Source organism: Leisingera sp. M523 (genome assembly GCF_025141335.1).
Lineage (GTDB): Bacteria > Pseudomonadota > Alphaproteobacteria > Rhodobacterales > Rhodobacteraceae > Leisingera.
The window spans coordinates 73,441-97,980 of sequence record NZ_CP081036.1 but is presented as its reverse complement, the minus strand read 5'-3'; the positions used below and the strand labels follow the sequence as shown (position 1 = coordinate 97,980).

The window sequence follows — 24,540 nt, the reverse complement described above, 5'->3', positions numbered from 1 at the left end:
AACTGTTGTTTGGGTTTACAGGAAGACGGGCTTGCGGCTGTTTGATGCTGCCACCTGGGTCCAATCGATCCCTTCGAAAAGGGTGTCGAACTGAACTTTGCTCAAGATGATAGGTCCGGCTTGCGGTTTCGGCCAGGTAAAGCGTTTGCCGGTCAGCCGTTTCATGATCAGCACAAGGCCGGAGCCATCCCAGACCAGAATCTTCAGCCGGTTGGCGCGCCGGGAGCGGAATACGTAAATCGCCCCTGAATAGGGATCTAGCTCGAAATTGTTAGCCACACAGGCTGCAAGCCCGTCCATACCCTTGCGGAAATCGACCGGCTCCGAGGCAAGGTAAATCCGGAAGTTGCTGGCGGGAGAAATCATTGTGCTGCCCTCACAGCCCGCAGAACTTCCACTAGGTGATCGGCAGGATAGCCATGGGGTATCTCAATGGCTGCCACTCCGATACTTATCCGGCAGGAGGCGCTGCTTGCTGCCTCGGGTCCATTCTTGTGAGGAGACTCGACCAGCCGCTGGGCCGCCGGAGCAATGACCTCGACAAAGGCTGGGTTCTTCCCGGAAGTGCCGGCCTTCTTAACCCAGAGAGCGACCAGAGATTTGTTGGCGCCGATCTCCTCAGCCGTCTCGCGGATTCCGGCTCCAGCCAGGATCTTTTGAACAGCCTTGGTGCGGAGCGCATCAGGCCATTTTCGCCGCCCGGATGAGGAAACGGGGATCGTGAACCCCCACACCTTCACCTCTTCCGGCATCATTCCATCCAGCATCACCACCTCCTTTCTTCAGGTGGCGCCAGTATCTCAAACCCCTTATTTTATTGAAACATGGGGTCTTTGCACCGCTTACGACGCTTCTGAGCCAACCAAACAAGATTGTCGGACGATCCGTAGGCAGTATCAGCGGCGATCCGAAGGGGCTTTACGCCAAATCGCTCTTCAGTTCAATCAAGCATCTTGCGCATGGCACCGACTTCAGCGGTCTGGTTCGACCGATTGGCATCCACGCCCATGATGATGCCGTGATCTGTGTCGATGAGATAGTTGTCGGAATAGGCAAAGAACGCTGGCCTTTGGGCGCTGCCGTCCATTGGCCTGCTTGAGCCGTGAACTTGGGCTTGGCAGTCATCGCCGCACCGAACGCCTCGTCGTCCAATGTGTCAAGATACTCGCGCACAGCCCGAGGCGCATCATCAGGATCAATCTCGCGCGCCGCCCAGTCTTCCGGATTGCTCGAGTTCTGCTTTTGAACATCGGCACTGATCAGGCTGGCGTCGACCGCGAAGCCCTGACCACCGACCAACCCTTCTTCCATGCAGCGCGCGACCGTCATCTCGAACACGTGGCGCAAGAGGCCGCTCTCGCGGAAACGACCGTGCTTGTTCTTTGAGAATGCCGAGTGGTCCGGGATACGATCCGTCAGATCAAGGCGACAAAACCACCGATAGGCGAGGTTCAAGTGCACCTCTTCGCATAGCCGCCGCTCGGATCGGGTGCCAATGCAGTATCCAACCAACAGCATCCGGATCAGGAGTTCCAGGTCAATGGATGGGCGGCCCGTGTGGCTGTAAAAGCCGGCCAAATGCGCGCGGACGCTGCCCAGATCAACGAACCGGTCAATCGACCGCAAAAGGTGATCTTGTGGAATGTGATCTTCCAGCGAAAACTCGTAGAACAAGGCCGCTTGTGCTTCCTGCCTCGGTCCCATCATCGCCAATCCTCCCGCTCCTCGAGAGAACTGAAACAGCCACTTACCTTTCGATCAAGCAGGGTTTTTTCAACAAAATCAGCCCAAACCAGGCAAATGCTGCAAAACGCACAAATGCCTAAGCGATCTGAAAAGCTGCCATCTGACGATGGCTCCGGGCCCTCCGCGAGGAATGGCGGCAAACCGAAACTCCGTCGGCAGAGTCGGTTACACCCGAGACGCCCTATTCATTCATCACAAGAGCGGACTGTTGGCCGGTCATCCTGCGGACCTCAGACACAGCCTCGGCAAGTGCCGGGCCAACCTCGTCAGAGATGCGTTGATCAGTAAGTTGCTTTGAAGTGGAGCTTGCCAGAAAAGCCACCGGCTCACCTAAATCAGACGGACGGTATGGCACAGCAGCGGCGTTGATGGTTTCGGAAAACCGGCTTACGCCCCTAACCTGAGTGTAGCCGTCAGCCAGGATCTCGTTATGCGCGGCAAGTCTTATTGCTGCGAATTCCGCCAGCAACTCTGCTGGCTCATCGCCTTGGCTTTCAAGAAAACGGGCAAATTCCTCATCGTTGAGTGCACCCAGATACGCTTTGCCGCTGGAAGAAGTATGAAGCGGCATCCGATAGCCGACATCCAGCCAGATTGCCGAGGAGTTCACTGGCCGCCAGGCCCTGGTCAGCAGCATCCGCTGGTCATCTTTGATGCTGATCGCCGTCAGCGTGCCGGTTTCATCCGCCAGCCGCTGCATCACCGGCGAGGCGATCTCAACAAAGGCGAATGAGGCCGCGGCGATGTTCCCCAGCGCCAGCGCTGCCGGGCCAAGGCGGTATTTATCGTGCCGCCGTCCATGGGTCAGGTATCCAAGCGCGCACAGGGTGAAGGTCAGCCTGGACACTGTCGGGCGCGGAATGCCGGTGCGTTCGGAGATTTCAAGGTTGCCCAGACCGTCATCCGTCGGGCGGAAGGCCCGCAAGATGGTCAGGCCCCGCGCGAGTGTATTTGCAAATCTCTTGTCCGATGCATCGGCTGGCATGGTATTCCCTGTATCTATGCGGACGTCCGGCCCGAGCGGGGTATTCGCAGTCCGCTGGTCCCCGATACTACTGAACCGCATTTGACAGCACCAGAGAGATCGACGGAAACGCCACCAGCAGAAGCAGCACGACCACATCAACGCTTAGGAACCGCCAGATGCCGGAAAACACCATGCCCACCGGGGCGTCCTTGCCGACAACATTGGACAGCACAAAGACATTCAGCCCCACAGGCGGCGTTATCAGGCCGATCTCCAGCAGCTTCACGACAACGACGCCGAACCAGATCAGGTTCAGCCCATAGGATTCCACCAGCGGCACCACCAGCGGCAGGGTCAGAACCATGATCCCGATCGGATCCAGGAACATGCCCAGCATCAGATAGACGACGCAGATCGCAAACAGCAGCGTGCCCGTAGATAACTGCGCCTGCGCCACCCAGTCCACCAGCGCCGGGGCCATGCCCGTGAGCGCGATGGCCGCGACAAAGATCTTGGCGCCCGCCGCGACAAAGAAGATCGCGGCGGTCTGTACACAGGTTTCCCGCACCGCCTGCCAGATGCCCGCCAGGTCCAGCTGCCGCTGCGCCAGGCCGATCAGCACCGTCAGCACCACGCTGACCGCCGCTGCTGCGGTGGCGGTAAAATAGCCGCCGTAAATCCCGATCACGATAACTGCAAAGATCACCGCTGCGGGCCATGCTCTTCGGAACGCTGCCAGCTTGTCGGCAAAGCTGGCAGCCTCGCCGCGCGCCGGCACCGCCGCCGGATCCGCCTTGATCCACATGGCAATGACCAGGACAAAACCCGCCAGCGTCAGCAGCCCCGGCAGAATGCCGGCAATGAACAGCTTGTTCACCGAGGTCTCGGTAAAGATCGCATAGATAATGAACAGAATGCTCGGGGGGATCAGAGAGCCGAGTGTACCCCCGGCCGCGACGCTGGCGGTTGCCAGCCTTGGGTCATAGCCAAGACGCAGCATTTCAGGTGTGCAGATTTTGCCCATGGTCGACGCACAGGCCAGGCTGGAGCCGGTAATGGCGGAAAACCCGCCGCAGCCCATCACCGAGGCCACCGCAATGCCGCCGCGCAGGCGCAGCAGCCAGACCTTGGCCGCATCATAAACAGCTGTGGTGATCCCGGCCCGATAGGCAATATTGCCAAGCGCGATGAACAGCGGGATCATCGACAGATCAAAGGAATGCAGCAGATCGAACGAGTTATTGAAGACCAGCGAGGAGGTTGCCCGGAAGGCCCGTTCCGGCATGAAGGTGCCGGTGCGGAACGCAAAGATTGTAAAGGCCGCCAGCGTCGGCACGCCGATCAGGGCAAAGGCAATCGGCACACGAATGGCCAGAAGCACAAGCATAACGGCAAAGGCCACAAGGCCGATCAGGGCGGGATCCACGGGCAGTCTCCTCGGCAGGTCTGTTGAATGTCAGATGGATGTCAGGTTTTGTGCAGCGCGATTTCGCCGCCGCGCAGCAGGGTCAGCGCATCACCGGCAGCCATCACCGCAAGCCGCAGCCATCCCAGCGCAATCCCAAGGGTAAAGGCCAGCCGCCCCGGCCATTGCGGCAGGTTCAGATCGCCGTAAAACACACTGCCGGTCTGCCACTGATGCAGGAATTCCCGGCCGCCGGAATACAGGATCGGCGTCAGCGCCAGCAGGCCGAACAGGGTGCCGAACACTGCCAGCCACCCCGACACGCGCGGCGGCAGCAGATTGGTCAGAAACTCCACCGCGATATGCGCCCGTTGCGCGGTTGCGGCGGCCAGGGGCATCACAATCGCCAGAACCATCAGCTCGCGCACGATGACAATGGTGTCCGGCACCGAGCTGTTGAACAGGTTCAGCGCCACCACATCGGCAAAGATCAACAGCGCCAGCAGGATGATAGCCGCAGCCGATACATCCACAAAAACCCGTTCCAGCCTGTGCAGCATCTTGTCCTCCCCTGGTACTGCCAGACGGCGCTGCCGCCGCCCGGCCCCTGTTCCGCCTTGATCAGTTGCTGCGCGTCCAAGGATAGCCCTTGGCTTCGAACTCGGACGTGAACTCAGCCACAGCGGCGGTATAGGTCGCCATCAGCCGGTCGGCATCCAGACCAACGCTGCGGGCATTTTCCATCCAATCCGCAATAAAGGGTTCCGCCGCAGCATTCAGGGCAGCCTTGTCAGCATCGCTCAGCTCGATGACCTCGATCTTGCGGCTGGTCTCGCCTGCGGTCATCGCCTTCATCGCTTTGCTGTTGGCCCCGGTCACGATCTTGGCAAACTGGTCGGCCAGTTCCTCGCCCGCCTGCATCAGCACCTGCTGCTGGCCAGCCTCCAGGCCGTCAAAGACCTGTTTGTTCATGAACATGCCGTAGCCGCCGATCTGCCCCCAGTTCAGGACAGTATAGCTGTCGATCACCTCGTCCCATTTCAGCGAAGGAACGATGTAATCATAGCCCTGGCTGCAATTGATCAGCCCGGTGTCCAGCCCCTGATAGGCCTCATAGACCGACAGGTTCACGCGGGTGGCGCCCATTTCGCCGAAGACCTTGCCGTAAACGCCGGCGCCGCGGACCTTCTTGCCCTTGATATCCTCAACCGAACGGATCGGCTCTCCGGCGCAGGCCACATTCACAGCCGAGGCGGTGAAGGTGCCGATATAGACCAGGTTCTGGCGGGCCAGATGCTCGGTAATCTGCGGTTCCGACCGCATCAGACGGTCGGCGGCACGCATGGCGACCCAAGCATTCGGCCCGCCGATGGGAAAGTCAGCCAGCGAATAGGCCGCCATTTCCTTTTGGAAATAAGCCGCAATGATCGAACCGGCATCCGCCACCCCGTCGCTGATCCCCTGCACTGCCGCGCTTGCCTTGAACAGCGCGCCGCCCCATTGGACATCCATGCGCAGATCGCCTGCCGACAGCTCGCCGATACGGCTGTTGTACCATTTCAGCGCGGCAGGAACCGTGCCCCGGTCCGGGCCGCTGTGGCCGTAGTAAATCACGGTCTCCGCAGAGACCGCCGTCGCGCCAAGACAGGCCGCAATGGTCAGCCCTCCCAGAATATTCCTGATCATTCCCATGACTGGCATCTCCTCCTCGAAAGCCATTCGCTTCATTTTACTATGTGGAATTTTAACATTATGTCCAGAATTTTATTTCACATAATGGAATTTGCGATAACTGCCTGCGCTCGACCCGCTGCAGAACAGGACTTCCTCTTCTGCGCCTCTGCAGGACACGAAATCGGCGCAGCAGATCAAACGCCTTCCGCCAGCTCGCTGGCAAAGGTCTCGATCAGTTTCGCTTTCAGGATTTTCCCAGTCGGCGCGGCAGGCAGGGCCGCAGCCACGATAATACGTGCCGGCCGCTTGTAGGGCGCAAGCCGGTCCTGCAGGAAGGCTTTCAGTTCCGCCTCTGTCACGCTACTGCCGGTGGCGGCGCTGACAAAGGCCAGAACCTCTTCATTCCCTTCAACGGTACGGCCCACCACGCTTGCCACCACCACATCGGGATGCTCGGTCAGCGCCGCCTCGATCTCCACCGGATAGACATTAAAGCCGGACCTGATGATCAACTCCTTGGTGCGCCCGGCAATATGCAGCCGCCCTTCCCCGTCAAAGCGGCCCAGATCGCCGGTGCGGAAAAACCCGTCCTTAGTCAGCGCTGCGGCTGTTTGCACCGGATCGCGGAAGTACCCCTTCATGATTTGCGGCCCCCCCACAAGGATCTCGCCGATGCCTTCCTCCGGGGTGGCGCCCGGCGCCTCCAGATCCAGTTCAAGGGTGCAATCGCCCATTGCCAGGCCGACGCTGATGTCAGGATCGCCGAATGCGTTGCGGGTGGCACAGACACCCGCCGTGCCCTCAGTCAGCCCGTAACCGTTTTGCAGGGGCAGGCCATAAAACGCCTCTGCCTCGCGCTTCCAGGCCGGATCCAGGGGCGCACCGCCAGAGGACACAAACCGCAGTTTGTCCGCATCATAGCGCGGCTTGCCGTGAGCGCGGGCATAGTTGAACAGATGCGCATGCATCTGCGGCACTGCGGGCAGCAGGGTCACATCCTCCTGCAGCGCCTGGTACAGACGCTCTGCCGAGAATTGCGCCTCCATCCGCATCGCCGATTGCGCCAGGGTGACGGACAGCATGGTGACAAGCCCGAAAATATGGCTGAGCGGCAGCGCCAGATAGGTAACATCCGACTGCTGAATCCCCCGCACCTCGGCTGAGGCCGCCGCCCCTGCAATAAGGTTGGCGTGGGTCAGCATTGCGGCCTTGGGGGTGCCAGTTGTGCCCGAGGTGTAAAGCAGAAGGGCGGTCTGTTCGCACCCGTCCTCTGACACCGGTTCCGGCACGGCGCCAGCGCGCGGCATCAGGGCCGCCGCGCCAAAGGCACCCTGCACGTCCTGTGCGCCATAGTGGTCCGCATGGACGCGGGCCGCTGCCGAGGCGGCGGCTGTGAACATGACGGCACTGGGATCGGAATGGGCAAAGATCCGGTCCAGCTCAGCCGTGGTCAGCCGCGCATTGATGGCAACCGCGGATGCATCCAGCAGGCTGGCGCCATAGAAGAACGCGATCACCTCGGCGCAGTTCTCAAACACCAGAACCACCCGGTCGCCGGACCGCACGCCTGCGGACTTCAGCTGCTCCGCCGCGGCATGTGCCGCTTGGGACATATCCTGCCAAGTCAGGCAGCGGCCACCCTGATCCATCAGCGCCAAAGCATCGGGGCGGGCCCCGGCGGCTGCCTGCAGCAGCCCGTGTACGCGGTTATGCATGTCTTTCCTCCTCCCTTGCGCCGTTACGCCGCCAGGCCCAGCCGCCCGAAGACCGCCAGTGCCTCAGCCTCCAGCCGGGCGATGATTTCGGCAAAGGGCTCCACCTTGTCGACAAACCCCAGCGCATGGCCTGCCGACAGCAGCCCCTGCGAGACGTCGCCAGTGGCATAGGCTTGGCGTCCGATCTTGCCGGATACATGCTTCAGCAGTTCCTGAATGCCGATCTCCGGATTGTCGCGCTCCAGCTTGGCAACTGTTTCTGTGGTCTGGTTGCGCAGACTGCGCACGGTGTTGCGCACCGAGTGCATGGTCAGCTGCGTGTCCAGCTCGCTCGCATTCACCATCGCCTGCTTATAGTCCGGATGCGCGGTCAGCTCGCTGGCAACCAGGAACCTGGTGCCCATCACCACGCCCGCCGCGCCCATGACCAGCGCCGCCATGATCTGCTTGCCGTGTCCGATGCCGCCGCCGATCAGCCAGGGGATAGTCAGCCGGTCCCCGGCCAGGCCTGCGTTGACCATGCTGCCAACCATATCCATGCCGGGGTGGCCGCCGCATTCGGCGCCGACAATCGACACCATATCAACCCCCACCTGCTCCGCCTTCACCGCATAACGCAGGCTGGGCACCTTATGCAGCACGGTGATCCCGGCATCCTTGAGGATGGGCATGAACGCCTCGGGGCTGCGGCCGGATGTTTCGACAAACTGCACACCTTCGTCCGCGATCAGACGGAACACCTCTTCGGTCTTCTCGCCTGGCACCAGCTTGGGGATCATCGAGACATTGACGCCGAAAGCCTTGCCCCCGCACATCTCGCGGCAGCGGCGGATCTCGGCGCGCAGATCCTCCATCTCGGGAAAACTGGCCGCAGTGATGAACGAGACAATCCCGGCCCGCGCCGCAGCCGATACATATTCGGCATTGGCCAGCCATTGCAGGCCGCCCGCCACAACCGGCAGCCGGGTGCCATAGGTCCGGGTCACGGCCGTGTCGAAAATCGCCGGAAGCGCAGAAGTATGCATCATGTCGGTCTCCTTACCGGAATACTGGGGAGGTTTTGCTAAGAAAGGCGCCGATGCCAGCCTGGGCTTCGTCACCGCCAAGGGCCTTGGCCATGGCATCGCGTTCATGGGTCATCTGGTCTTCGAAACTGGCGGTTTCGGCCTGGTTGAGCAGCATCTTGATGTCCGCAATCGCCATCTCAGGGCCACGGGCCACCGCATCGGCCAAAGCTTCGGCCTGCGCCAGGGTGCGCCCTTTGGGTGCCAGTTCCGTCACCACCCCCAGCTGATGCATCCGCTCGGCGCTGAGCGGCTCTGCCAGCATCGCCATCCGTGCCACGGTCGCCCGCGGCAGCGCCTGCGTCAGCGCATAGGTGGCACCGCCATCCGGCACCAGGCCCGCCTTGACATAGGCCAGCGTGAACAGCGCTCCATCTTCCGCCACGATCATATCCGCCGCCATTGCAAGCGATAACCCAGCCCCAGCCGCGCCGCCTTCGACAGCTGCAATCACGGGCTTGGGGCAGTCCCGGACCGCACGGATCAAGGCGTTCAGCTTGCCGATCTGCACCTGCCGCTCCTCATAGGGCATCGCGCGGCGTTCCTTCAGCATGTTCAGATTGCCGCCGGAACAGAAGAACCCGCCCGCGCCCGCCAGGATCACCGCTGCAATCGCAGGATCCTCCGCCGCCCGCGCCAGACCCTCCTGCAAGCCTTGGTAATACTCATACGACAACGCATTGCGCATGCCTGTGTTGCAGTTCCAGATAACCAGGGTCCCGCCGCGGACCTCGTGCCGGTAAAGCGCGCTCATGCCGCATCCTCTGCTGCTGTTCCGCGCACCCGTTTGAAGACGCCGGTGGAGGCTGCAATCAGCCGCCCCGTCTCGTCCCGCAGGCCGCAAGAGACAAATTTGGTTGCGCTGCCGCCGCCGGTGATCTGCCCGGACGCCCGCAGGCGGCCAGACCGGGCCACCGCCATGTAGCTGACGTTCAGCGACAGGGTGGCAAATGGGGTAATCCCTTGCGGATCGCAGGTGAGGCTGGCGGTGATCCCGCTGGCCGTATCCAGCAGCGTCGCCGCCACCCCGCCATGCAGGCTGCCCTGGCGGTTCAGGTGCAGGCTGGAGATCTCCAGCACGCAATGCGCCTCAACCGCCTCCGGGTCGAGTTCAATGCCGTATCCCATTGCCTCGAACAGCGGGATCAGGGGCCTGCCGGGACGGATCAGCGCCATATCTTACCCTGCCTTCAGCGCGATGAAGCGCTCCAGATGGTAATCCGTGTCGCCGAACAGATGGTCGATCGTCGTCAGCCGGCGGGCAAAATGGGACAGCGCGTATTCATCGGTCATGCCGATGCCGCCATGCATCTGGATGCATTCCTCGGCCACCAGCGCCCCGGCGCGGCCAATCAGGTTCTTGGCGGCGCTGACGTGGATTTCGCGCAACTCCCGCGGCTGGTCCAGATTGCCCGCCAGGTTGATCACGGCGGAACACGCCTGCTCCACCTCGATCAGCAGATCCGCCATCCGGTGCTGCAGCGCCTGAAACTTGCCGATCGGCATGCCGAACTGTTTGCGCTCCTTCAGATAGGCGATGGTCAGGTCCTTGGCGGCCTCCATCGCCCCCAGCGCCTCGGCGCAGAGGGCAGTCAGGCCGCGGGCAACAGAAGCTTCCAGCGCGCCCAGCCCCTCTCCGGCAGCCCCCAGCCGCGCCGCATCCGTCAGGCGAACCCTGTCCAATACAACCGTTGCAGACGGTATGCCGTCCATATTGCGGTGGCCGCTGACGGTCACGCCCGGGGTGTTTGCCGGCACCAGAAACAGCGAAATGCCTGCCATATCCGCCGCATCGCCAGCCTCCCGCGCCGACACCACCAGGGTCTGCGCCTCAGAACCGTACAGCACATGGGTCTTGATGCCGTTCAGCACGATGGCATCGCCTTCGGCAGCAGCCGTGGTTTCCACATGGTTCAGGTCATAGCGCGCCCCGGCCTCGCCCTGCGCCAGCGCCGCGACATGGGTTCCCGCAATGATCTCATCCGCCAGTCCGCGCTGGCGGCCGGTGCCAAACGCGGCAATCAGCCCGCCCGCCAGAACCGCGGGCAGCACCGGTTCGATCACGCCAGCGCGGCCCAGCTCTTCGAACACCACCATCAGGTCAAAGCCCTGGCCACCGAAACCGCCCTGATCTTCGCGGAACATGGCCCCCAGCACGCCCAGTTCGGCCAACCCGGCATAGATCCCGCTATCAAATGGCATACCCGCCGCAATCAGTGCCCGACGATTTTCATGTGAATACTTGTCCGCCAGAAACCGCTGCAGCGTATCGCGGAGCATCATCCGCTCTTCGGTCAGATTGAAATCCATGTCGCCTGCTCCCGTTACAGCCCCAGAATGGCCTTGGTGATGATGGTGCGCTGCACCTCGTTCGAGCCGCCGAAAATCGACAGCTTGCGCATGTTGAAATACGCAGGCGCCGCCGCCGCCGCATGATCCGGACCCAGTGCCGCTGCATTGCTGCCGCCATCCAGAAAATCAGGCTGGAACGGCAGCGCGTCCGGCCCCATCGCCCGGCGCAAGAGCGATGTCAGTTCCTGCCGGATCACCGTGCCCTTGACCTTCAGCATCGAGCTTTCGGCGCCGGGCGCCTGCCCCTTGGCCGCAGCCGAGACAACCCGCAGGTTGGTGGTCGCCATCGCCATCAGGTCGATCTCTGCCTGCGCCATGCGGGCCGCGAAATGCGGGTTTTCCGCCAGCGGCCGGCCGCCGGACGCCACCCGCCCGGCCACATGTTTCAGCGTCGTCAGCAGCGCGTTTGAAAAACCGACCCCGGCGATATTGGTGCGCTCATGGGTCAGCAGGTACTTGGCATAGGTCCAGCCCTTGTTCTCCTCCCCCACCAGGTTCTCCGCAGGCACCCGGACGTTGTCAAAGAACACCTCGTTCACTTCCGGCTCGCCATCGATCAGCACGATGGGGCGCACCGTGACTCCGGGCGTGTTCATATCGATCAGCAGGAAGGAGATGCCTTCCTGTTTCTTGGCATCCGGATCCGTCCGCACCAGGCAGAAAATCCAGTTCGCGTGCTGGCCCAGCGTGGTCCAGGTTTTCTGGCCATTGACCACATAGTGATCGCCGTCACGCACCGCCCGGGTCTTGACCGCCGCCAGATCGGAACCTGCGCCCGGCTCGGAATAGCCCTGACACCACCAGTCCTGCCCGTTCAGGATGCGCGGCAGAAAGCGCTGGCGCTGCTCTTCAGATCCAAACGCCAGCAGCACCGGCGCCAGCATCGACAGGCCGAATGGCAGGCTGCGCGGGGCATGGGCCAGACAAGCCTCTTCTTCAAAGATATGGCGCTGCACCGCGTTCCATTCACAGCCGCCATAGGCCCGCGGCCAGTTCGGCGCCAGCCAGCCGCGCGCATTCAGCAGGCTGTGCCACTGCTCGACGTCCGCCTTGGCCAGCCGCTTGCCCAGCCGCACCTTCTCGCGCAGTTCATGCGGCAGGGTGTCGTTCAGCCACTGGCGGACCTCAGCCCGGAACGCCTGTTCTTCCTTGGTGTAATTCAGATCCATCGCGTGGTGCCCCTCAGAAGATTTCAAACAGGCCGGCCGCACCCATGCCGCCGCCGATGCACATGGTGACAACACCCAGCTTGGCGCCCCGCCGCCGCCCTTCCAGCAGCAGATGCCCGGTCATCCGTGCGCCGGTCATGCCAAAGGGGTGGCCGATCGAGATTGAACCGCCGTTGACGTTGCAAATCTCCGGGTCGATCTCCAACCGGTCGCGGCAGTAGAGCGCCTGCGAGGCGAAGGCCTCGTTCAGCTCCCACAGATCGATGTCGTCGGCCTTCAGCCCGTGCCGCTGCAGCAGGCGCGGCACCGCGTAGACCGGACCGATGCCCATTTCATCCGGCTCGCAGCCCGCAACCGCGAAGCCCTTGAACGCGCCGAGCGGTTCGGCGCCTTCGCGTTCGGCCACGGCGCTGTCCATCAGCACCAGCGCCGCCGCCCCGTCGCTCAGCTGCGAGGCATTGCCGGCGGTGACGAAATGCCCCTCACCCTGCACCGGGGCCAGCCCGGCCAGCCCCTCCAGCGTGGTGTCCGGCCGGTTGCAGTCGTCCATGGCAAAGGTCACCTCCTTACGGGTGATCTCGCCGCTTTTCTTGTCCTTGAAGGCCTGGGTCACAGTGATGGGCACAATCTCATCATCCAGACGGCCCGCAGCCTGCGCCGCTGCCGTGCGCTGCTGGCTGGACAGCGCCAGTTCGTCCTGCGCCTCGCGGCTGATGCCATAGCGTTGGGCGACAATATCGGCAGTCTGGATCATCGGCAGATACAGCTCCGGCTTGTTCTGCAGAATCCAGCTTTCCTGCGCCTGCGGCGGGCGGGCGGGCGGCATCTGACTGATGCTTTCCACCCCTGCCCCAATGGCGGCCTCTGCGCCCTCCATCACAATCGAATGCGCTGCCATTGCCACCGCCTGCAAGCCGGACGAGCAGAAGCGGTTCACCGTGGCCGCGGAAACTGACACCGGCAGCCCTGCGCGGATCACCGACTGGCGGGCGATGTTGGACCCGGTCCAGCCCTCAGGGTAACCGCAGCCGACCAGCGCGTCCTCGATCAGGTCCGGCGCAATGCCGGCACGCTGCACCGCGTGGCTGATGGCATGGCCTGCCATGGTGGCGCCATGGGTTTCATTGAAGGCGCCGCGGTAGGATTTGGCCAGACCAGTGCGCGCAGTGGAGACGATGACCGCCTGTTTCATTGAGAACTCCTTCAGGTGTTGAGGCTGCCGAATGTCCGGCCTTCGGCGGCCAACCGTTCCAGCAGCGGCGCAGGCTGCCAAAGCAGGGGATCTTCCTCGTGGAAGCAGCAGATATCCTGCAGGATCCTGTCCAGCCCCTTGGCATCGGCATAATGCATCGGCCCGCCGCGCCAGCGCGGAAACCCGTAGCCGTTCAGCAGGGTCACATCCACATCCAGCGGCCGCAGCGCAATGCCATCGCCGACCACGCGGGCGGCCTCGTTCACCATCGCTGCCATGTAACGGCTGATGATCTCATCTTCGCCTATCGTCCGCGGTGTGATGCCCTTGGTGGCGCGCTCTGCCGCGATGATTTCTTCCACTTCAGGATCAGGCTTCGGCCCGCCAGCGCCTTCCTCATAGATGTAAAACCCGCGCCCGGTCTTGCGCCCGAACCGGCCCAATTCGCACAGTCGGTCGGCAAACTCGGGGTAGATTTCCCTTGGGTCGCGCTCAGCCGCTAGGCGCTTGCGGTTGGCCCAACCGATGTCCAGCCCGGCCAGATCGCCAACGGCAAACGGCCCCATCGCCAGACCAAACCCGGTCAGCGCCTTGTCCACCGCATAGGGGCTGGCCCCGGCCAGCACCATGCCGTAGACCGCCTTGCTGTAATGCGACAGGATCCGGTTGCCGATAAAGCCGTCGCAGACGCCCGCGCGCACCGCCACTTTCTTCAGCCGCTTGGCCAGCGCAAAGCCGGTCGCCACCGCATCAGGGGCGGTATCTTTGCCCACCACAACTTCCAGCAGCCGCATCACATGCGCGGGCGAGAAGAAATGCAGCCCGATCACATCCTGCGGGCGGCTGGTCATTGCCGCAATCCGGTTCAGATCCAGATAAGAGGTGTTCGAGGCCAGAATGGCGCCCGGCTTGCAGACCTCATCCAGCCGGGTGAACACGTCCTTCTTGACGTCCATGCTTTCAAAGACAGCTTCGATCACCAGATCTGCCTGTGCGAAATCCTCGTACCGGGTGGTGGTGCGGAACGCTTGCGCTAGAATGGCATCTCGCTGCGGCGCTGCCAGCTTGCCGCGTTTCACAGCACTCTCCAACATCCTGCCAACGCTGTCTGCCGCCCTGTCTGCCGCAGCTTCGTCACGCTCGGCCAGGGTCACATCCAATCCGCTCAGCAAAGCGCTGACAGCAATCCCCGCCCCCATAGTGCCGCCGCCAACAACGCCCATCCGATTGATTGCGCGCGGGTCAACACCTTCGATTTCCGGCAGTTTCCCAACCTGGCGCTCGGCAAAGAAAGCGTGGATCAGGGCGGTGCTCTGGTCCGAGGCCATCAGCCCCTGAAACAATGCGCGCTCTTTCTTCAGCCCGTCCTCGAACGGCAGCGACATCGCCGCCTCCACTGCATCGAGGCAGGCGATTGGCGCAATCGCCCCGCGTGCGGCCCTGGCAACTTTGGCCCGGACGCCCTCCAGTTCCGCCGGCTCCAGTATATTGCACAGCAGGCTCCCGGCCGGGCGCGGCTCCTTGCCTGCCGCGATCAGCTCCCGGGCGAATTCGATACCTTCGGCGCGGGCATCGGTGCCGTCCGCCACCCGGTCAATCAGCCCCATGGACAACGCCGCATCGGCACTAACCGGCTTGCCGCCGGTGATCATCCGGACCGCATCTGCCGCCGGGATCAGCCGCGGCAGGCGCTGGGTTCCGCCTGCGCCGGGCAGCAGCCCCAGCGACACTTCCGGCAGGCCGAGACGGGTGCCCTTCACCGCGATCCGGTAATGCGCGCCCAGGGCCGCCTCCAGCCCGCCGCCAAGCACATTCCCGTGCATCGCCGCAATGACCGGCACCGGCGCCGCCTCGATTTCAGTGATCAGATCCGGCAGGAACGGCGCCAGCGGCGGCTTGCCGAATTCGCGGATATCCGCGCCGGCAAAGAAACTGCGCCCCGCGCAGCAGATGACAACAGCCTTGGTTTCCGCGCGGCTCAGCGCGGCCCGAAAACTCCCCTGCAGACCAGCGCGCACCGCATGCGAAAGCGCGTTCACCGGCGGGTTGTCCACCCGCACAACAGCAACGCTGCCATCCATTGTCAGATTAACCTGATTTGCCATCCCGTTCCTCCGCCCGTTGTTCGCGCATCTCTTGGCTTGGGTTTCTGAGTAACAATGTCGATTTATAATTTCAATATGTAAAATTACATTCCTCTTTACGGAATTTTCTTCCACCGAGACGGCTGCTCATCCGCAAGGTCACACAGGACGCGACGGAGAAGGCGAGCCAGCACGCGTCAACTGCCAACCGTGTTGCATGTCGGCCAGTCAGGTTCCGAACCAGGGCCCATTGTGAAGGTCCGCTTCTGCAGTCGGTCAAGCATCCGAGCCTGAACTTGACGCAGTAACCCGGACTCTTCCCGTTCGCTTGCAATTTGACAACTCCGACATGCTGCTACGCCCGAACATGTTCGGCACGGTCAGCCTGATCCCGTCAGAAAACCGCATGGCGCTCACGGTCCCGACCGAGGCTGTTATCCGAACCGGCGCCGCAGAACGGGTGATACTGAAAACCGGCGACGGCACTTTCAAACCCCGCCTCATCACCGCGGGGCTGCGTGACAATTTCGGCGGCGGCGGGCGGACAGAAGTCGCACAAGGGCTGGCGCCGGGGGAAGAGGTTGTTGCCTCGGCCCAATTCCTGATCGACAGCGAAAGCGCACTGAGCGCCGGGCTCATGCGCATGGCGCCGACTGACGAGGCCCCTGCACGTGGATCAGGCGAGCTGGCTGCGCTGGATCCTGAGGCCCGGACCGCACAGATCCGGCACGGAGCCCTGGACAGCCTCGACTGGCCGGAAATGACGTCTAGTTTCCCGATCCGGGCTGATGTTTCTCTTTCGCGTTTGGCTGAAGGTCAACAGGTGTCGTTTCGGCTGTCTCGTGGAGCAGATGGCCTGCTCGGGCTCATTGAGCTTGGTCCAGACGACGGTGTTGCTGCCACAGGCACCGGCATTGTGAGTGGCGTGACAACGGACGGAAAGCTGTCGCTCTCACATGAACCTATTCCGGAACTCGGCTGGCCTGCAATGCAAATGGATATGCCAGTGGCAGGCCTAGACACTGCCGAAGTACCCCTGGATGTGCCAGTCGAGTTCGATCTCTCAAAAAGTGATGACGGGATGTTCACCATTACCGCTGTCCGGGCTGCAGGCTCCCAGCCCATTGCAGACACACCTCCAGAGACCAATGAGCCAAACACCTCCGAGGGAGCTTCAGAGGTTCTCGTTTCAGGAACCATTGACCAGGTCGACGCGGAAACCCGCATGGTCACGATAACTCACGGCCCTATCATGGAAATTGGCATGCCAGGCATGACCATGAATTTCCAAGTGGGTGAAGAGCTGGAAATTACCAGCCTTCCGGTCGGCAAAGAAGTGGCGCTGACCTTTGCGCGGCCGAGCGGCATGACCATGGTGCTCACCGGGGTAGAAACGGTCTCACCGCCGATGGAGGTGTTGGGCAAGATCAATAGTGTCGACTCCGCAACGCGGACGGTGAACATCACCCACGGTCCAGTGACGCAGATTGGCATGCCGGGAATGACCATGGACTTCTCGATTGATCCAGCCCTCGACTTAACTGGATTGCCGGATGGACAAGAAGTGACTCTGCTTTTCACCCAGAATGCAGACTTCTCAATGACCCTGGTAGGCACAAAGCCGGTTGAGGTGACTCAATGATCGCTTCTGTAATACGGGCTTCTGTTGCAAATCGCTTCGTAGTTCTAGCACTTGCAGTCATGATGGGCGTGATCGGTGTCTGGGCGGTCCGCGAAACTCCCGTAGATGCTATTCCCGACTTGTCGGATGTTCAGGTCATTGTCCGCACGCCTTATGCCGGGCAAGCCCCCCAGGTCGTTGAAGATCAGGTCACTTACCCCATTGCCACTGCCATGCTTTCTGTGCCCGGAGCCAGTGACGTGAGGGGGTTTTCCTTTTTCGGCGACAGCTACGTCTATGTCGTTTTTGAGGACGGCACGGACCTTTACTGGGCTCGCACCCGCGTTCTCGAATATCTGGGTCAGATTACTGCGAACCTTCCAGAAGGGGTTTCGCCCCAGCTCGGGCCGGATGCAACCGGTGTCGGCTGGATCTATCAATATACGCTTATTGACCGGACAGGCGGGCACGACCTGGCCCAGCTGCGGACACTCCAAGACTGGTTTCTAAAGTATGAGCTGCAAACCGTCGATGGTGTGTCCGAGGTCGCAACCATAGGCGGGATGGTCAAACAGTATCAGGTCGTTGTGGACCCGAACAAACTGCGAGCCTTTGACGTCACCCTGCCGCAAATCCGCAGTGCCATTCAAAACGCCAACCGCGAGACCGGCGGTTCTGTGATCGAAATGGGCGAGGCGGAATTCATGATCCGCTCTACTGGTTATGTTGATGAACTGGCGGACCTGGCCAAAGCACCGCTTATGGTCAACGAACGCGGTGCAGCACTGACAGTTGGCGACGTGGCAGACATCCGCCTTGGGCCGGAAATGCGGCGCGGCGTCGGGGAGTTTAACGGCGAAGGCGATGCCGTTGGCGGTGTCGTCATCCTGCGGTGGGGCGGGAACGCCCTGGCCACGATCAAGGCTGTTGAGGCGCGTATCGAAGAGTTGCGGGCAAACCTGCCTGAAGGCGTTGAGCTTGTCACGACCTACAACCGCGCGGGCGTTATCGAGCGTGCAATCGAGAATCTCGAAACAAAGCTGACCGAAGAATTTATCGTTGTCATTCTGGTCTGTGCAGCCTTCTTGCTGCACATTCGCTCGTCCCTGGTGATCCTTCTGTCACTGCCTCTCGGCATCTTTGCCGCCTTCATCATCATGAAGCTGCAGGGGGTGAATGCCAACATCATGAGTTTGGGCGGGATTGCCATCGCCATCGGCGCGATGGTGGATGCGGCCATCGTCATGATCGAAGCCATGCATCGAAGGCTAGAGAAGGAAAAGCTGACCAATCAGAACCGCTGGCGCCTCGTCACCGAATGCGCAACCGAAGTAGGGCCAGCACTTTTCTTTTCCCTGGCAATCATCACCGTGAGCTTCTTGCCGGTCTTTGTTCTGGAAAGCCAGGAAGGGCGGCTTTTCAAGCCGCTGGCCTTCACAAAGACCTACGCAATGGCAGCGGCGGCGATCCTTTCCATCACGCTGGTACCAGTTCTGATGGGGTACTTTGTGCGCGGCCGGATTCTTTCGGAGCACAAGAACCCTCTGAACCGTATCGTGATCTGGATATATCGGCCCTTTCTGGATGCTGCTGTCGCGTGGCCCTGGGCCACGACGTTGCTTGCCGGTGTGCTCGTCGCTTCCATGTGGTGGCCGCTGCAGCGTATCGGAACCGAGTTCATGCCAGAGCTGAACGAGGGCGATTTCCTCTACATGCCGACACTGTATCCCGGTGTTTCCATCGGCAAGGCACGCGAAGTGCTGCAGCAATCTGACCGGCTGATTGCTACGGTCCCTGAGGTCGCGACGGTGCATGGTAAGCTTGGACGCGCCGATACCGCCACGGATCCCGCTCCGCTCACAATGATCGAGACGACGATTCAGCTGAAACCTGAATCCGAATGGCGCGAGGGCATGACGATGGAAGGCATACGCGGCGAGCTCGACCGCGCCGTGCAAATTCCTGGTGTGACCAACGTCTGGATTCAGCCGATTAAGAACCGCATCGACATGCTTGCCACAGGGATCAAGACACCCGTCGGCGTCAAAATCTCCGGCGCTGATTTGAGCGTCATCGAGCAGATTGGTGTCGATATCGAGCGCGTGGTTGCAGGTATCGACGGCACGGCATCAGCCTATGCAGAGCGGCCAGTTGGAGGACGCTTTGTGGAGATCGACGTCAACCGCGATGCCGCTGCGCGCTATATGATGAGCGTGCGTGAAGTGCAGGATGTCGTTCAGACCGCCATCGGCGGGATGCAGGTGTCGGAATCCGTGGAAGGTCTCGAGCGGTTTCCAATAAACCTTCGCTACCCCCAGGAGTGGCGAAACAGCCCCGAACGCCTGCGCGACCTTCCGGTGGTCACACCGTCCGGTGCGCATATCCCCTTTGGCAACCTAGCAGAGGTTAAAGTGGTGGATGGGCCCGGTATGATCCGGTCTGAAAACGCACGCCGCACTGGTTTTGTCTTCATCGACATCGCGGGCCGGGATCTGGGAGGCTACGTAACCGAAGCCCGTCGACTGGTCGTCGACGAAGTGGAATTGCCGCCTGGCTACTCGATCACATGGTCCGGTCAGTACGAGTACATTGAGCGCATGCAGGAGCGGCTGAAGCTGGTAGCGCCGGCCACGCTGCTTATCATCACACTGATGCTATTTTTGGCCTTCAATCGAGTAATCGAGGTTGGGATCATCCTTGCCGCGTTGCCGGTTGCCCTCGCAGGAGGTGTCTGGTTCCTGTGGTACTTGAGCTTCGACATCTCTGTCGCTGTTCTGGTGGGGTTCATTGCGCTGGCCGGTGTCGCGGTTGAAACCGCGATTGTTATGCTGCTGTATCTCAATCTAGCTTGGGAAAAGCGAAAAAACCTCGCGGCTGAGGCACAGCGCAAATTGACAACCGATGATGTCGAAGAGGTGGTATTCGAAGGCGCACTTCTACGAGTACGCCCCAAAGTGATGACGGTTGCGACAATCTTCGCCGGTCTAATTCCGATCATGTATGGCCAAGGCACCGGTTCGGAGATCATGCAGCGCATTGCAGCCCCGATGGTAGGCGGGATGGCGACTGCCACGCTGCTAACCCTTTTCGTCATTCCTTCAATCTTTGTGATCTGGAAGCGATTGGCTCTTACCCGGGTCAACCGAACCCTGCTGCAGGAACCCGGCCGAGAGGCATCACCAGTACCGGCAGAATAGTCAGAAATGTGAAATCACCCCAAGAGGACAATTCAATGAAAAAACTTGCTGTAACCCTTGCCGCCTCGCTTTTGGCTGCACCAATTGCTTCCGCTCAGACGAGCCATAGCACTATGGACCATTCCAACATGGGGATGAGCGATGCTCAAATGGAAGGTGCTGTTCATACAAAGGCGACCATCAATTCGATTGACGAAAACTCTGCAAACGTCAGCCACGAGCCGATCCCTGAAATCGGTTGGCCTGCAATGACAATGGATCTCACTCTAGCCTCAAATGTTCAAATGATGGGTGACATATCAGACGGTGCTTTGGTCACGCTGATGCTGATCAAGAACAAAAACGGAATGTACGAGATCGGCGCTATCATGCCTGAGTAAGAAGAAAGGTGAGTGGCAGGTGACATTGTCTCTGCCACTCGCAAAAACTGCACAATGCGGGGCTGCAACTTTTCCATTTTTCTTTACAAACCAAAATTTTAACCGCAAAGACCTAATCATCAAAGCAATCCTCGCGAAGATGGTATTGAGAGCTCTTCGCGCATCCCTCTACGCTTAGAAGACTGATTTCTACTTGAAGGCTAGTAGCGTATAGCGCGTTGTAGAGTGTCAGCTTCCCGCTCGCCGGGCCTGAGACAGCCGTTCCTTTTCGCGTCTATTGCAGCTACGGCGATTGGTCGGAAATTCCAGTCAGCCGCCTTTCCTAGACGGGTCTTGCAATGGCCGCTTAGCGCGGCTCGCGTCGTGCTGCCCTTGCGAAGAGTTGGCACGCGATAAAGACCGCTATGGGCTCGCAGCTGCCGAATGCGTCTGCGGCGTGTCCCAAAGAACAGGCAACCAGACAACGGCCATTCAAACTGCCTGTAAAATTCAGGTGTCAGCACGGTGCTGATGTCTGGGTTTGGCGGGAGGATTGGAGGGCGCACTATGCCAAGAGTCTAACTTCCCGCTGTCACCCCGAAACAAAGAGCCTGGAACAAGGGCCGGGTCATCGGCCAGAAACGACCACTGTTGCCAAAACAGGTCTGGGCGATCCGTGCGCGGCTCGAACTGGCGGGCAACCTGCGCGATCTTGCGCTTTTCAACGTGGCTATCGACAGCAAACTGCGAGGATGCGATCTGGTGAAACTGGCGGTTGCTGATCTGGTCAAAGATGTCGGCGCGGTACCGGGAGCTGATCGGGGATCTTGCTGGCGCTCTGAATGCACCGGAAGTGAGGCGGGAGGCGACGGCGTCGCTGCGGGCGCTGATTTCGGAGGTGCGGATGGTTCCCGACAGTGCTGCGCCGGGCGGCCATCAGCTTAAACTTGTTGGGGAATTGGCGGGGATCATGGCTTTGGGGGGCCTTGAATCGAAAAAGCCCCCGCTGTTTGCGGAGGCTTGGTCGGAAACGTTGGTTGCGGGAGCAGGATTTGGACACTGTTTCATTGGAGCCCGATAACTGGCGGCTACGTTGCCAGCCGCCATCCATTGCAAGCGCAGTCTAGTTTTCTCTTAAGTCCGCTGTGCGCAGAAAGCACCCTTTGCAGAATCCTGCAAATCACACCTGGTTGTCTGCTTAAGCCTGGCGGAACGCCGCAGCGCAGCTTTCGCATTGCTGCCGTTCATGCATCGTGCGGTATTTTTTAAGGGCGAAGTACCGCAGTGCGGGACTTAGCTGCCGTTACAGGAAGGTCGGCTGTTGGGAACGCCCCCTTCTCGCGCGTCGTCTGGAAGGCGCGGAACTGGTCGAGCGGGTGCAGCGGCGCGCGCTGGACGCTCTCGGCGAGGCTGTCTTCCTCGGCGAGCCCGTCTGTGCGCACGATGCAGGGCACCAGTGCGGTCTTGTTCATGCGCTTCTGTTTGACGAGCAACTCCAGCGCCCGGAACCGCCGCCCGCCGGCGGGGATCGTGTACATGCCGGTCTTGGCGCCGCTCTGGTCCAGCACGGACCGCACGGTGATGGAACTGAGCAGCGTCCGCCGCGCGATGTCCTCCGCCAGTTCCTCGATCGACACACCCGCCTTGACGTGGCGCACGTTCGACTGGCTGAGCATCAGCTTGTTGAAGGGGATGTCGCGCGAGGCGCTGAGGGTGATTTTCTGTTGCTTGGTCATCGGGATATCTCCGCTACAGGCCAGCCGGGAGCCTCTCTCCCGACCTCAAAACCCATCACGGAAAACCCGGCATCCCCCTCACTCTAAAACCGTGGGGAAACCCGGAAAAACCGAAACTTCTGTCTCCCAACTTTTAGGGCACTATCAGGGGAGCGTTATCACCCTTTCAAAGAAATAGCTTGCTGCGGCAGCAGCCATGGCAAGCACAAGAAAAAGATAAATTGTCAAAACGATCCGGCTTAGGTCGCGAGTACGGCGTTTCCGAACGTTGAAGTAGTTCACAATTCGAACAACTGGTGACACATGCCAGCCAAGGAAACCGTCAAATTTCCCACGTTCCATCTCCCTTTCAATGCGCCGATCGCTCGAGCTCCCACCGGCCTTCGCTCCATACAGTTCGTTGATAATAATACTGAAATTAATCTCGGCAATCCGGCGCACTTCGTCGATCGCGTGGGAAGGAAGCCGAACTCCCTTCCAGTAAAAGTAGACTTTTGAAGACCGGATTTCCTCTACTTCATCACCTATCGGCGCAGAGATATTCAGTTCAACGAACTGGTGGATAAAACTATCTTCAGCCTTGCGCCATGCACTGAGCAACGATGACGTCACGCTTTCATCAATTTCAAACTTCGAAGAATAGCTTCTCGAAGCCGCGAACCCCAAGAGGTCCAAACCACAATTATCAGAAATAACGATTGGGCGAAAATATCCTTGATCCATACCAATAAGAATAAATTCAATCGGAGAGTTCTTAATCGGAATTGGATTGTATGACTGAGTAAGGTTTTTCATTGGGTCTTCTCCTCAGCTTCAGTCCAAAACTGGTTCACGCAGTCCACATCCCAATTACTATGCCCCCGCACAAAAATTCGCGTGCCTTGTACAACTTCCGAAAGGTCAGCTTTTACCTCCTGGCCCCAAGACTCGAAATCACTAGCGTTTGCTGATCTCCCCCAGTTGTCGTTCTTATTCAGAAGGATAACAAACTGATCTGCAAATGACTTTCCTTTTAAGAAAGCTGTAAGCTGTTTAATGAAGCTTCGGTGGTCATCGAGTCGGGTTTTCTTGATTGTTGCGTCAGAATCACCCTCGTTGTGATCCAGCACTATAAAAAGCAAGTCAGCAGCTTCAGCGACGGAGAACTGTTGCGGGTACTCTTCCCCGGCGCCGTCAATCAAGGCAAAAATCTTCGGATTTGCTCCGCCTGATCGCAGTATCGCGATGTAGACATCAGCAGTTGGTTCGGGAGCATTCGCGCTTTGCATTAGCTTTTCGACCAACGTACTCTTCCCAGAACTGCTAGAACCGACAATTCCCACTCTTGGGATGCTATCGGAGAGCTTTTCCAACTCACCGATAGAAGATAGGCGGTTGCCCACAATCTGTTTTGGGTCCACCAACTTTTCTGGGAACGCTTTCACTCCGGCGTAGCCGACTGCACCCGCGGCAAGAAGTACGCCGGCCCCAAGTGCTATCGGTGCCGCAAGAACAGCACCCACTCCTCCGAGAATAATTCCACCCACGCCTACGACGCCGCCGATTTAATTTAATTCACTAGCGGTCTGCTTTGGCCATGTTTTCCATTGTCTTTTAGGCATCTGTTTATTCTTTGTTGACCACGGAAGCTATCTAACACTGCTCGTACGCAAGCTATAGCCGTCGCAAACAATAGACAACACGGTTGGTTCGGCGGGAGTTGGAAGCCTGGCTGGCTCCCGCCAGCATCGCCTAAACCGCCTTCTCCAGCAACGCCTTCGCCTTCCCCACCATAACCAGCCGCGTATCCTGCTGCGGCTTCGACCGGGCGACCGCCGTGATCCCCTGCACGAAGTCGAACACGCTCTCGGGCGGGCGGCCTTCCTCGGCCCGCACCGTCTCGACGATCCGCCCCGTCTCCGCCTTCGAGAACCCGCGCTTTCTGAGGAAGTCATGACGGTCGTCGTCCGTCCGTGCGACGATCTTCTCGCGCGCCGTACGGATGCCATCGATGAAGTGCGCCGGCGAAGACGCGGCTGAGCGCCGGGGCGGCCTCGTGAGCGAAGCGCGAGGCGGCGTATTTCGAGTGCCGGATGGTGATCTCCTGGAAGTTTTCGACGCCCCACAGGTTGCGGTTCTGGCAGACCGCGCGCAGGTAGAAGCTGGCGATGCCGAGCGTCTTGGTGCCCACCTCGGAATTCCAGCAGTAGAACCCCCGGAAATAGAGGTCCGGCGAGCCATCGGGCAGCAGCCCGAGAGTGTCCACACAAGCTCAGAGTC

General features: G+C 60.4%; 19 protein-coding genes and 4 pseudogenes. 4 read left to right on the top strand and 19 right to left on the bottom strand.

Features of this window, described 5'->3' with window-relative positions; translation table 11 throughout:
• Nucleotides 1-15: 15 nt before the first annotated feature.
• The 15 genes and pseudogenes from tnpB to K3557_RS00400 all read right to left on the bottom strand — a co-directional run bounded on the left by tnpB (nucleotide 16) and on the right by K3557_RS00400 (nucleotide 15,389).
• The gene (tnpB, locus tag K3557_RS00470; RefSeq protein ID WP_259996760.1) at nucleotides 16-366 is read right to left on the bottom strand and encodes an IS66 family insertion sequence element accessory protein TnpB; all 351 of its coding nucleotides are present in this window, start codon (nucleotides 364-366) and stop codon (nucleotides 16-18) included.
• Nucleotides 363-767, bottom strand: coding sequence for a hypothetical protein (locus K3557_RS00465; protein ID WP_259996753.1), 405 nt, complete (start codon nucleotides 765-767; stop codon nucleotides 363-365). Before K3557_RS00465 ends, tnpB begins: the two co-directional genes overlap by 4 nt.
• Before the next feature lie 83 nt (nucleotides 768-850).
• Nucleotides 851-1,707, bottom strand: a pseudogene (locus K3557_RS00460) (transposase); the annotation flags it as partial.
• Between the two features lie 220 nt (nucleotides 1,708-1,927).
• The gene (locus K3557_RS00455; protein WP_129369615.1) at nucleotides 1,928-2,731 is read right to left on the bottom strand and encodes an IclR family transcriptional regulator; all 804 of its coding nucleotides are present in this window, start codon (nucleotides 2,729-2,731) and stop codon (nucleotides 1,928-1,930) included.
• Nucleotides 2,732-2,798: 67 nt separating this feature from the next.
• On the bottom strand, nucleotides 2,799-4,139 hold the full coding sequence (locus tag K3557_RS00450; protein WP_259996751.1) for a TRAP transporter large permease: 1,341 nt from the start codon (nucleotides 4,137-4,139) through the stop codon (nucleotides 2,799-2,801).
• 41 nt (nucleotides 4,140-4,180) lie between these two features.
• Nucleotides 4,181-4,678, bottom strand: a complete 498-nt coding sequence (locus tag K3557_RS00445; RefSeq protein ID WP_259996740.1) for a TRAP transporter small permease — start codon at nucleotides 4,676-4,678, stop codon at nucleotides 4,181-4,183.
• A 61-nt stretch (nucleotides 4,679-4,739) separates the two neighbouring features.
• Nucleotides 4,740-5,810 (bottom strand): C4-dicarboxylate TRAP transporter substrate-binding protein, encoded by a 1,071-nt coding sequence (locus K3557_RS00440; RefSeq protein WP_259996738.1) that lies wholly within the window; start codon nucleotides 5,808-5,810, stop codon nucleotides 4,740-4,742.
• 176 nt (nucleotides 5,811-5,986) lie between these two features.
• A complete protein-coding gene (locus tag K3557_RS00435; protein ID WP_259996736.1) occupies nucleotides 5,987-7,507 on the bottom strand; it encodes a class I adenylate-forming enzyme family protein in 1,521 nt (506 codons plus the stop codon).
• A 23-nt stretch (nucleotides 7,508-7,530) separates the two neighbouring features.
• A complete protein-coding gene (locus K3557_RS00430; RefSeq protein WP_259996734.1) occupies nucleotides 7,531-8,535 on the bottom strand; it encodes a nitronate monooxygenase family protein in 1,005 nt (334 codons plus the stop codon).
• A gap of 10 nt (nucleotides 8,536-8,545) precedes the next feature.
• The gene (locus K3557_RS00425) at nucleotides 8,546-9,325 is read right to left on the bottom strand and encodes an oxepin-CoA hydrolase, alternative type (protein WP_259996732.1); all 780 of its coding nucleotides are present in this window, start codon (nucleotides 9,323-9,325) and stop codon (nucleotides 8,546-8,548) included.
• Complete coding sequence (locus K3557_RS00420; protein WP_259996730.1) at nucleotides 9,322-9,747, bottom strand: PaaI family thioesterase; 426 nt, start codon at nucleotides 9,745-9,747, stop codon at nucleotides 9,322-9,324. Before K3557_RS00420 ends, K3557_RS00425 begins: the two co-directional genes overlap by 4 nt.
• Before the next feature lie 3 nt (nucleotides 9,748-9,750).
• The gene (locus tag K3557_RS00415; RefSeq protein ID WP_259996728.1) at nucleotides 9,751-10,881 is read right to left on the bottom strand and encodes an acyl-CoA dehydrogenase family protein; all 1,131 of its coding nucleotides are present in this window, start codon (nucleotides 10,879-10,881) and stop codon (nucleotides 9,751-9,753) included.
• A 14-nt stretch (nucleotides 10,882-10,895) separates the two neighbouring features.
• The gene (locus K3557_RS00410; RefSeq protein WP_259996726.1) at nucleotides 10,896-12,092 is read right to left on the bottom strand and encodes an acyl-CoA dehydrogenase family protein; all 1,197 of its coding nucleotides are present in this window, start codon (nucleotides 12,090-12,092) and stop codon (nucleotides 10,896-10,898) included.
• 13 nt (nucleotides 12,093-12,105) lie between these two features.
• Nucleotides 12,106-13,284 carry an acetyl-CoA C-acyltransferase gene (locus K3557_RS00405; RefSeq protein WP_259996716.1) on the bottom strand — a complete coding sequence of 393 codons (1,179 nt, stop codon included), beginning with the start codon at nucleotides 13,282-13,284 and terminating at the stop codon, nucleotides 12,106-12,108.
• A gap of 11 nt (nucleotides 13,285-13,295) precedes the next feature.
• Nucleotides 13,296-15,389, bottom strand: coding sequence for a 3-hydroxyacyl-CoA dehydrogenase NAD-binding domain-containing protein (locus K3557_RS00400; RefSeq protein WP_259996703.1), 2,094 nt, complete (start codon nucleotides 15,387-15,389; stop codon nucleotides 13,296-13,298).
• 328 nt (nucleotides 15,390-15,717) lie between these two features.
• Between K3557_RS00400 and K3557_RS00395 the strand changes: the two genes are divergently transcribed.
• The 4 genes and pseudogenes from K3557_RS00395 to K3557_RS00380 form a co-directional block, all read left to right on the top strand.
• Nucleotides 15,718-17,010 carry an efflux RND transporter periplasmic adaptor subunit gene (locus tag K3557_RS00395; protein ID WP_259996698.1) on the top strand — a complete coding sequence of 431 codons (1,293 nt, stop codon included), beginning with the start codon at nucleotides 15,718-15,720 and terminating at the stop codon, nucleotides 17,008-17,010.
• Complete coding sequence (locus K3557_RS00390; protein ID WP_259996696.1) at nucleotides 17,007-20,186, top strand: efflux RND transporter permease subunit; 3,180 nt, start codon at nucleotides 17,007-17,009, stop codon at nucleotides 20,184-20,186. Before K3557_RS00395 ends, K3557_RS00390 begins: the two co-directional genes overlap by 4 nt.
• Nucleotides 20,187-20,221: 35 nt before the next feature.
• Nucleotides 20,222-20,566, top strand: a complete 345-nt coding sequence (locus K3557_RS00385) for a copper-binding protein (protein WP_259996686.1) — start codon at nucleotides 20,222-20,224, stop codon at nucleotides 20,564-20,566.
• Nucleotides 20,567-21,112: 546 nt separating this feature from the next.
• Nucleotides 21,113-21,334, top strand: a pseudogene (locus K3557_RS00380) (integrase); the annotation flags it as partial.
• A gap of 542 nt (nucleotides 21,335-21,876) precedes the next feature.
• Here K3557_RS00380 and K3557_RS00375 read toward each other — a convergent pair.
• The 4 genes and pseudogenes from K3557_RS00375 to K3557_RS00360 all read right to left on the bottom strand — a co-directional run.
• Nucleotides 21,877-22,281, bottom strand: a pseudogene (locus K3557_RS00375) (ParB/Srx family N-terminal domain-containing protein); the annotation flags it as partial.
• A 144-nt stretch (nucleotides 22,282-22,425) separates the two neighbouring features.
• Nucleotides 22,426-23,076 carry a hypothetical protein gene (locus tag K3557_RS00370; RefSeq protein WP_259996684.1) on the bottom strand — a complete coding sequence of 217 codons (651 nt, stop codon included), beginning with the start codon at nucleotides 23,074-23,076 and terminating at the stop codon, nucleotides 22,426-22,428.
• A complete protein-coding gene (locus K3557_RS00365; RefSeq protein WP_259996682.1) occupies nucleotides 23,073-23,807 on the bottom strand; it encodes a GTPase in 735 nt (244 codons plus the stop codon). The genes K3557_RS00370 and K3557_RS00365 overlap by 4 nt, the downstream gene beginning before the upstream one ends.
• Nucleotides 23,808-24,012: 205 nt before the next feature.
• Nucleotides 24,013-24,514 (bottom strand): annotated as a pseudogene (locus K3557_RS00360) (DUF932 domain-containing protein); the annotation flags it as partial.
• Between the last annotated feature and the right edge of the window lie 26 nt (nucleotides 24,515-24,540).

Bases quoted from the DNA above. Each gene is read 5' to 3' on its own strand.
- tnpB (WP_259996760.1), bottom strand. From the start codon at position 366: ATGATTTCTCCCGCCAGCAACTTCCGGATTTACCTTGCCTCGGAGCCG.
- K3557_RS00465 (WP_259996753.1), bottom strand. From the start codon at position 767: ATGCTGGATGGAATGATGCCGGAAGAGGTGAAGGTGTGGGGGTTCACG.
- K3557_RS00455 (WP_129369615.1), bottom strand. From the start codon at position 2,731: ATGCCAGCCGATGCATCGGACAAGAGATTTGCAAATACACTCGCGCGG.
- K3557_RS00445 (WP_259996740.1), bottom strand. From the start codon at position 4,678: ATGCTGCACAGGCTGGAACGGGTTTTTGTGGATGTATCGGCTGCGGCT.
- K3557_RS00440 (WP_259996738.1), bottom strand. From the start codon at position 5,810: ATGGGAATGATCAGGAATATTCTGGGAGGGCTGACCATTGCGGCCTGT.
- K3557_RS00435 (WP_259996736.1), bottom strand. From the start codon at position 7,507: ATGCATAACCGCGTACACGGGCTGCTGCAGGCAGCCGCCGGGGCCCGC.
- K3557_RS00430 (WP_259996734.1), bottom strand. From the start codon at position 8,535: ATGATGCATACTTCTGCGCTTCCGGCGATTTTCGACACGGCCGTGACC.
- K3557_RS00425 (WP_259996732.1), bottom strand. From the start codon at position 9,325: ATGAGCGCGCTTTACCGGCACGAGGTCCGCGGCGGGACCCTGGTTATC.
- K3557_RS00420 (WP_259996730.1), bottom strand. From the start codon at position 9,747: ATGGCGCTGATCCGTCCCGGCAGGCCCCTGATCCCGCTGTTCGAGGCA.
- K3557_RS00415 (WP_259996728.1), bottom strand. From the start codon at position 10,881: ATGGATTTCAATCTGACCGAAGAGCGGATGATGCTCCGCGATACGCTG.
- K3557_RS00410 (WP_259996726.1), bottom strand. From the start codon at position 12,092: ATGGATCTGAATTACACCAAGGAAGAACAGGCGTTCCGGGCTGAGGTC.
- K3557_RS00405 (WP_259996716.1), bottom strand. From the start codon at position 13,284: ATGAAACAGGCGGTCATCGTCTCCACTGCGCGCACTGGTCTGGCCAAA.
- K3557_RS00400 (WP_259996703.1), bottom strand. From the start codon at position 15,389: ATGGCAAATCAGGTTAATCTGACAATGGATGGCAGCGTTGCTGTTGTG.
- K3557_RS00395 (WP_259996698.1), top strand. From the start codon at position 15,718: ATGCTGCTACGCCCGAACATGTTCGGCACGGTCAGCCTGATCCCGTCA.
- K3557_RS00390 (WP_259996696.1), top strand. From the start codon at position 17,007: ATGATCGCTTCTGTAATACGGGCTTCTGTTGCAAATCGCTTCGTAGTT.
- K3557_RS00385 (WP_259996686.1), top strand. From the start codon at position 20,222: ATGAAAAAACTTGCTGTAACCCTTGCCGCCTCGCTTTTGGCTGCACCA.
- K3557_RS00370 (WP_259996684.1), bottom strand. From the start codon at position 23,076: ATGAAAAACCTTACTCAGTCATACAATCCAATTCCGATTAAGAACTCT.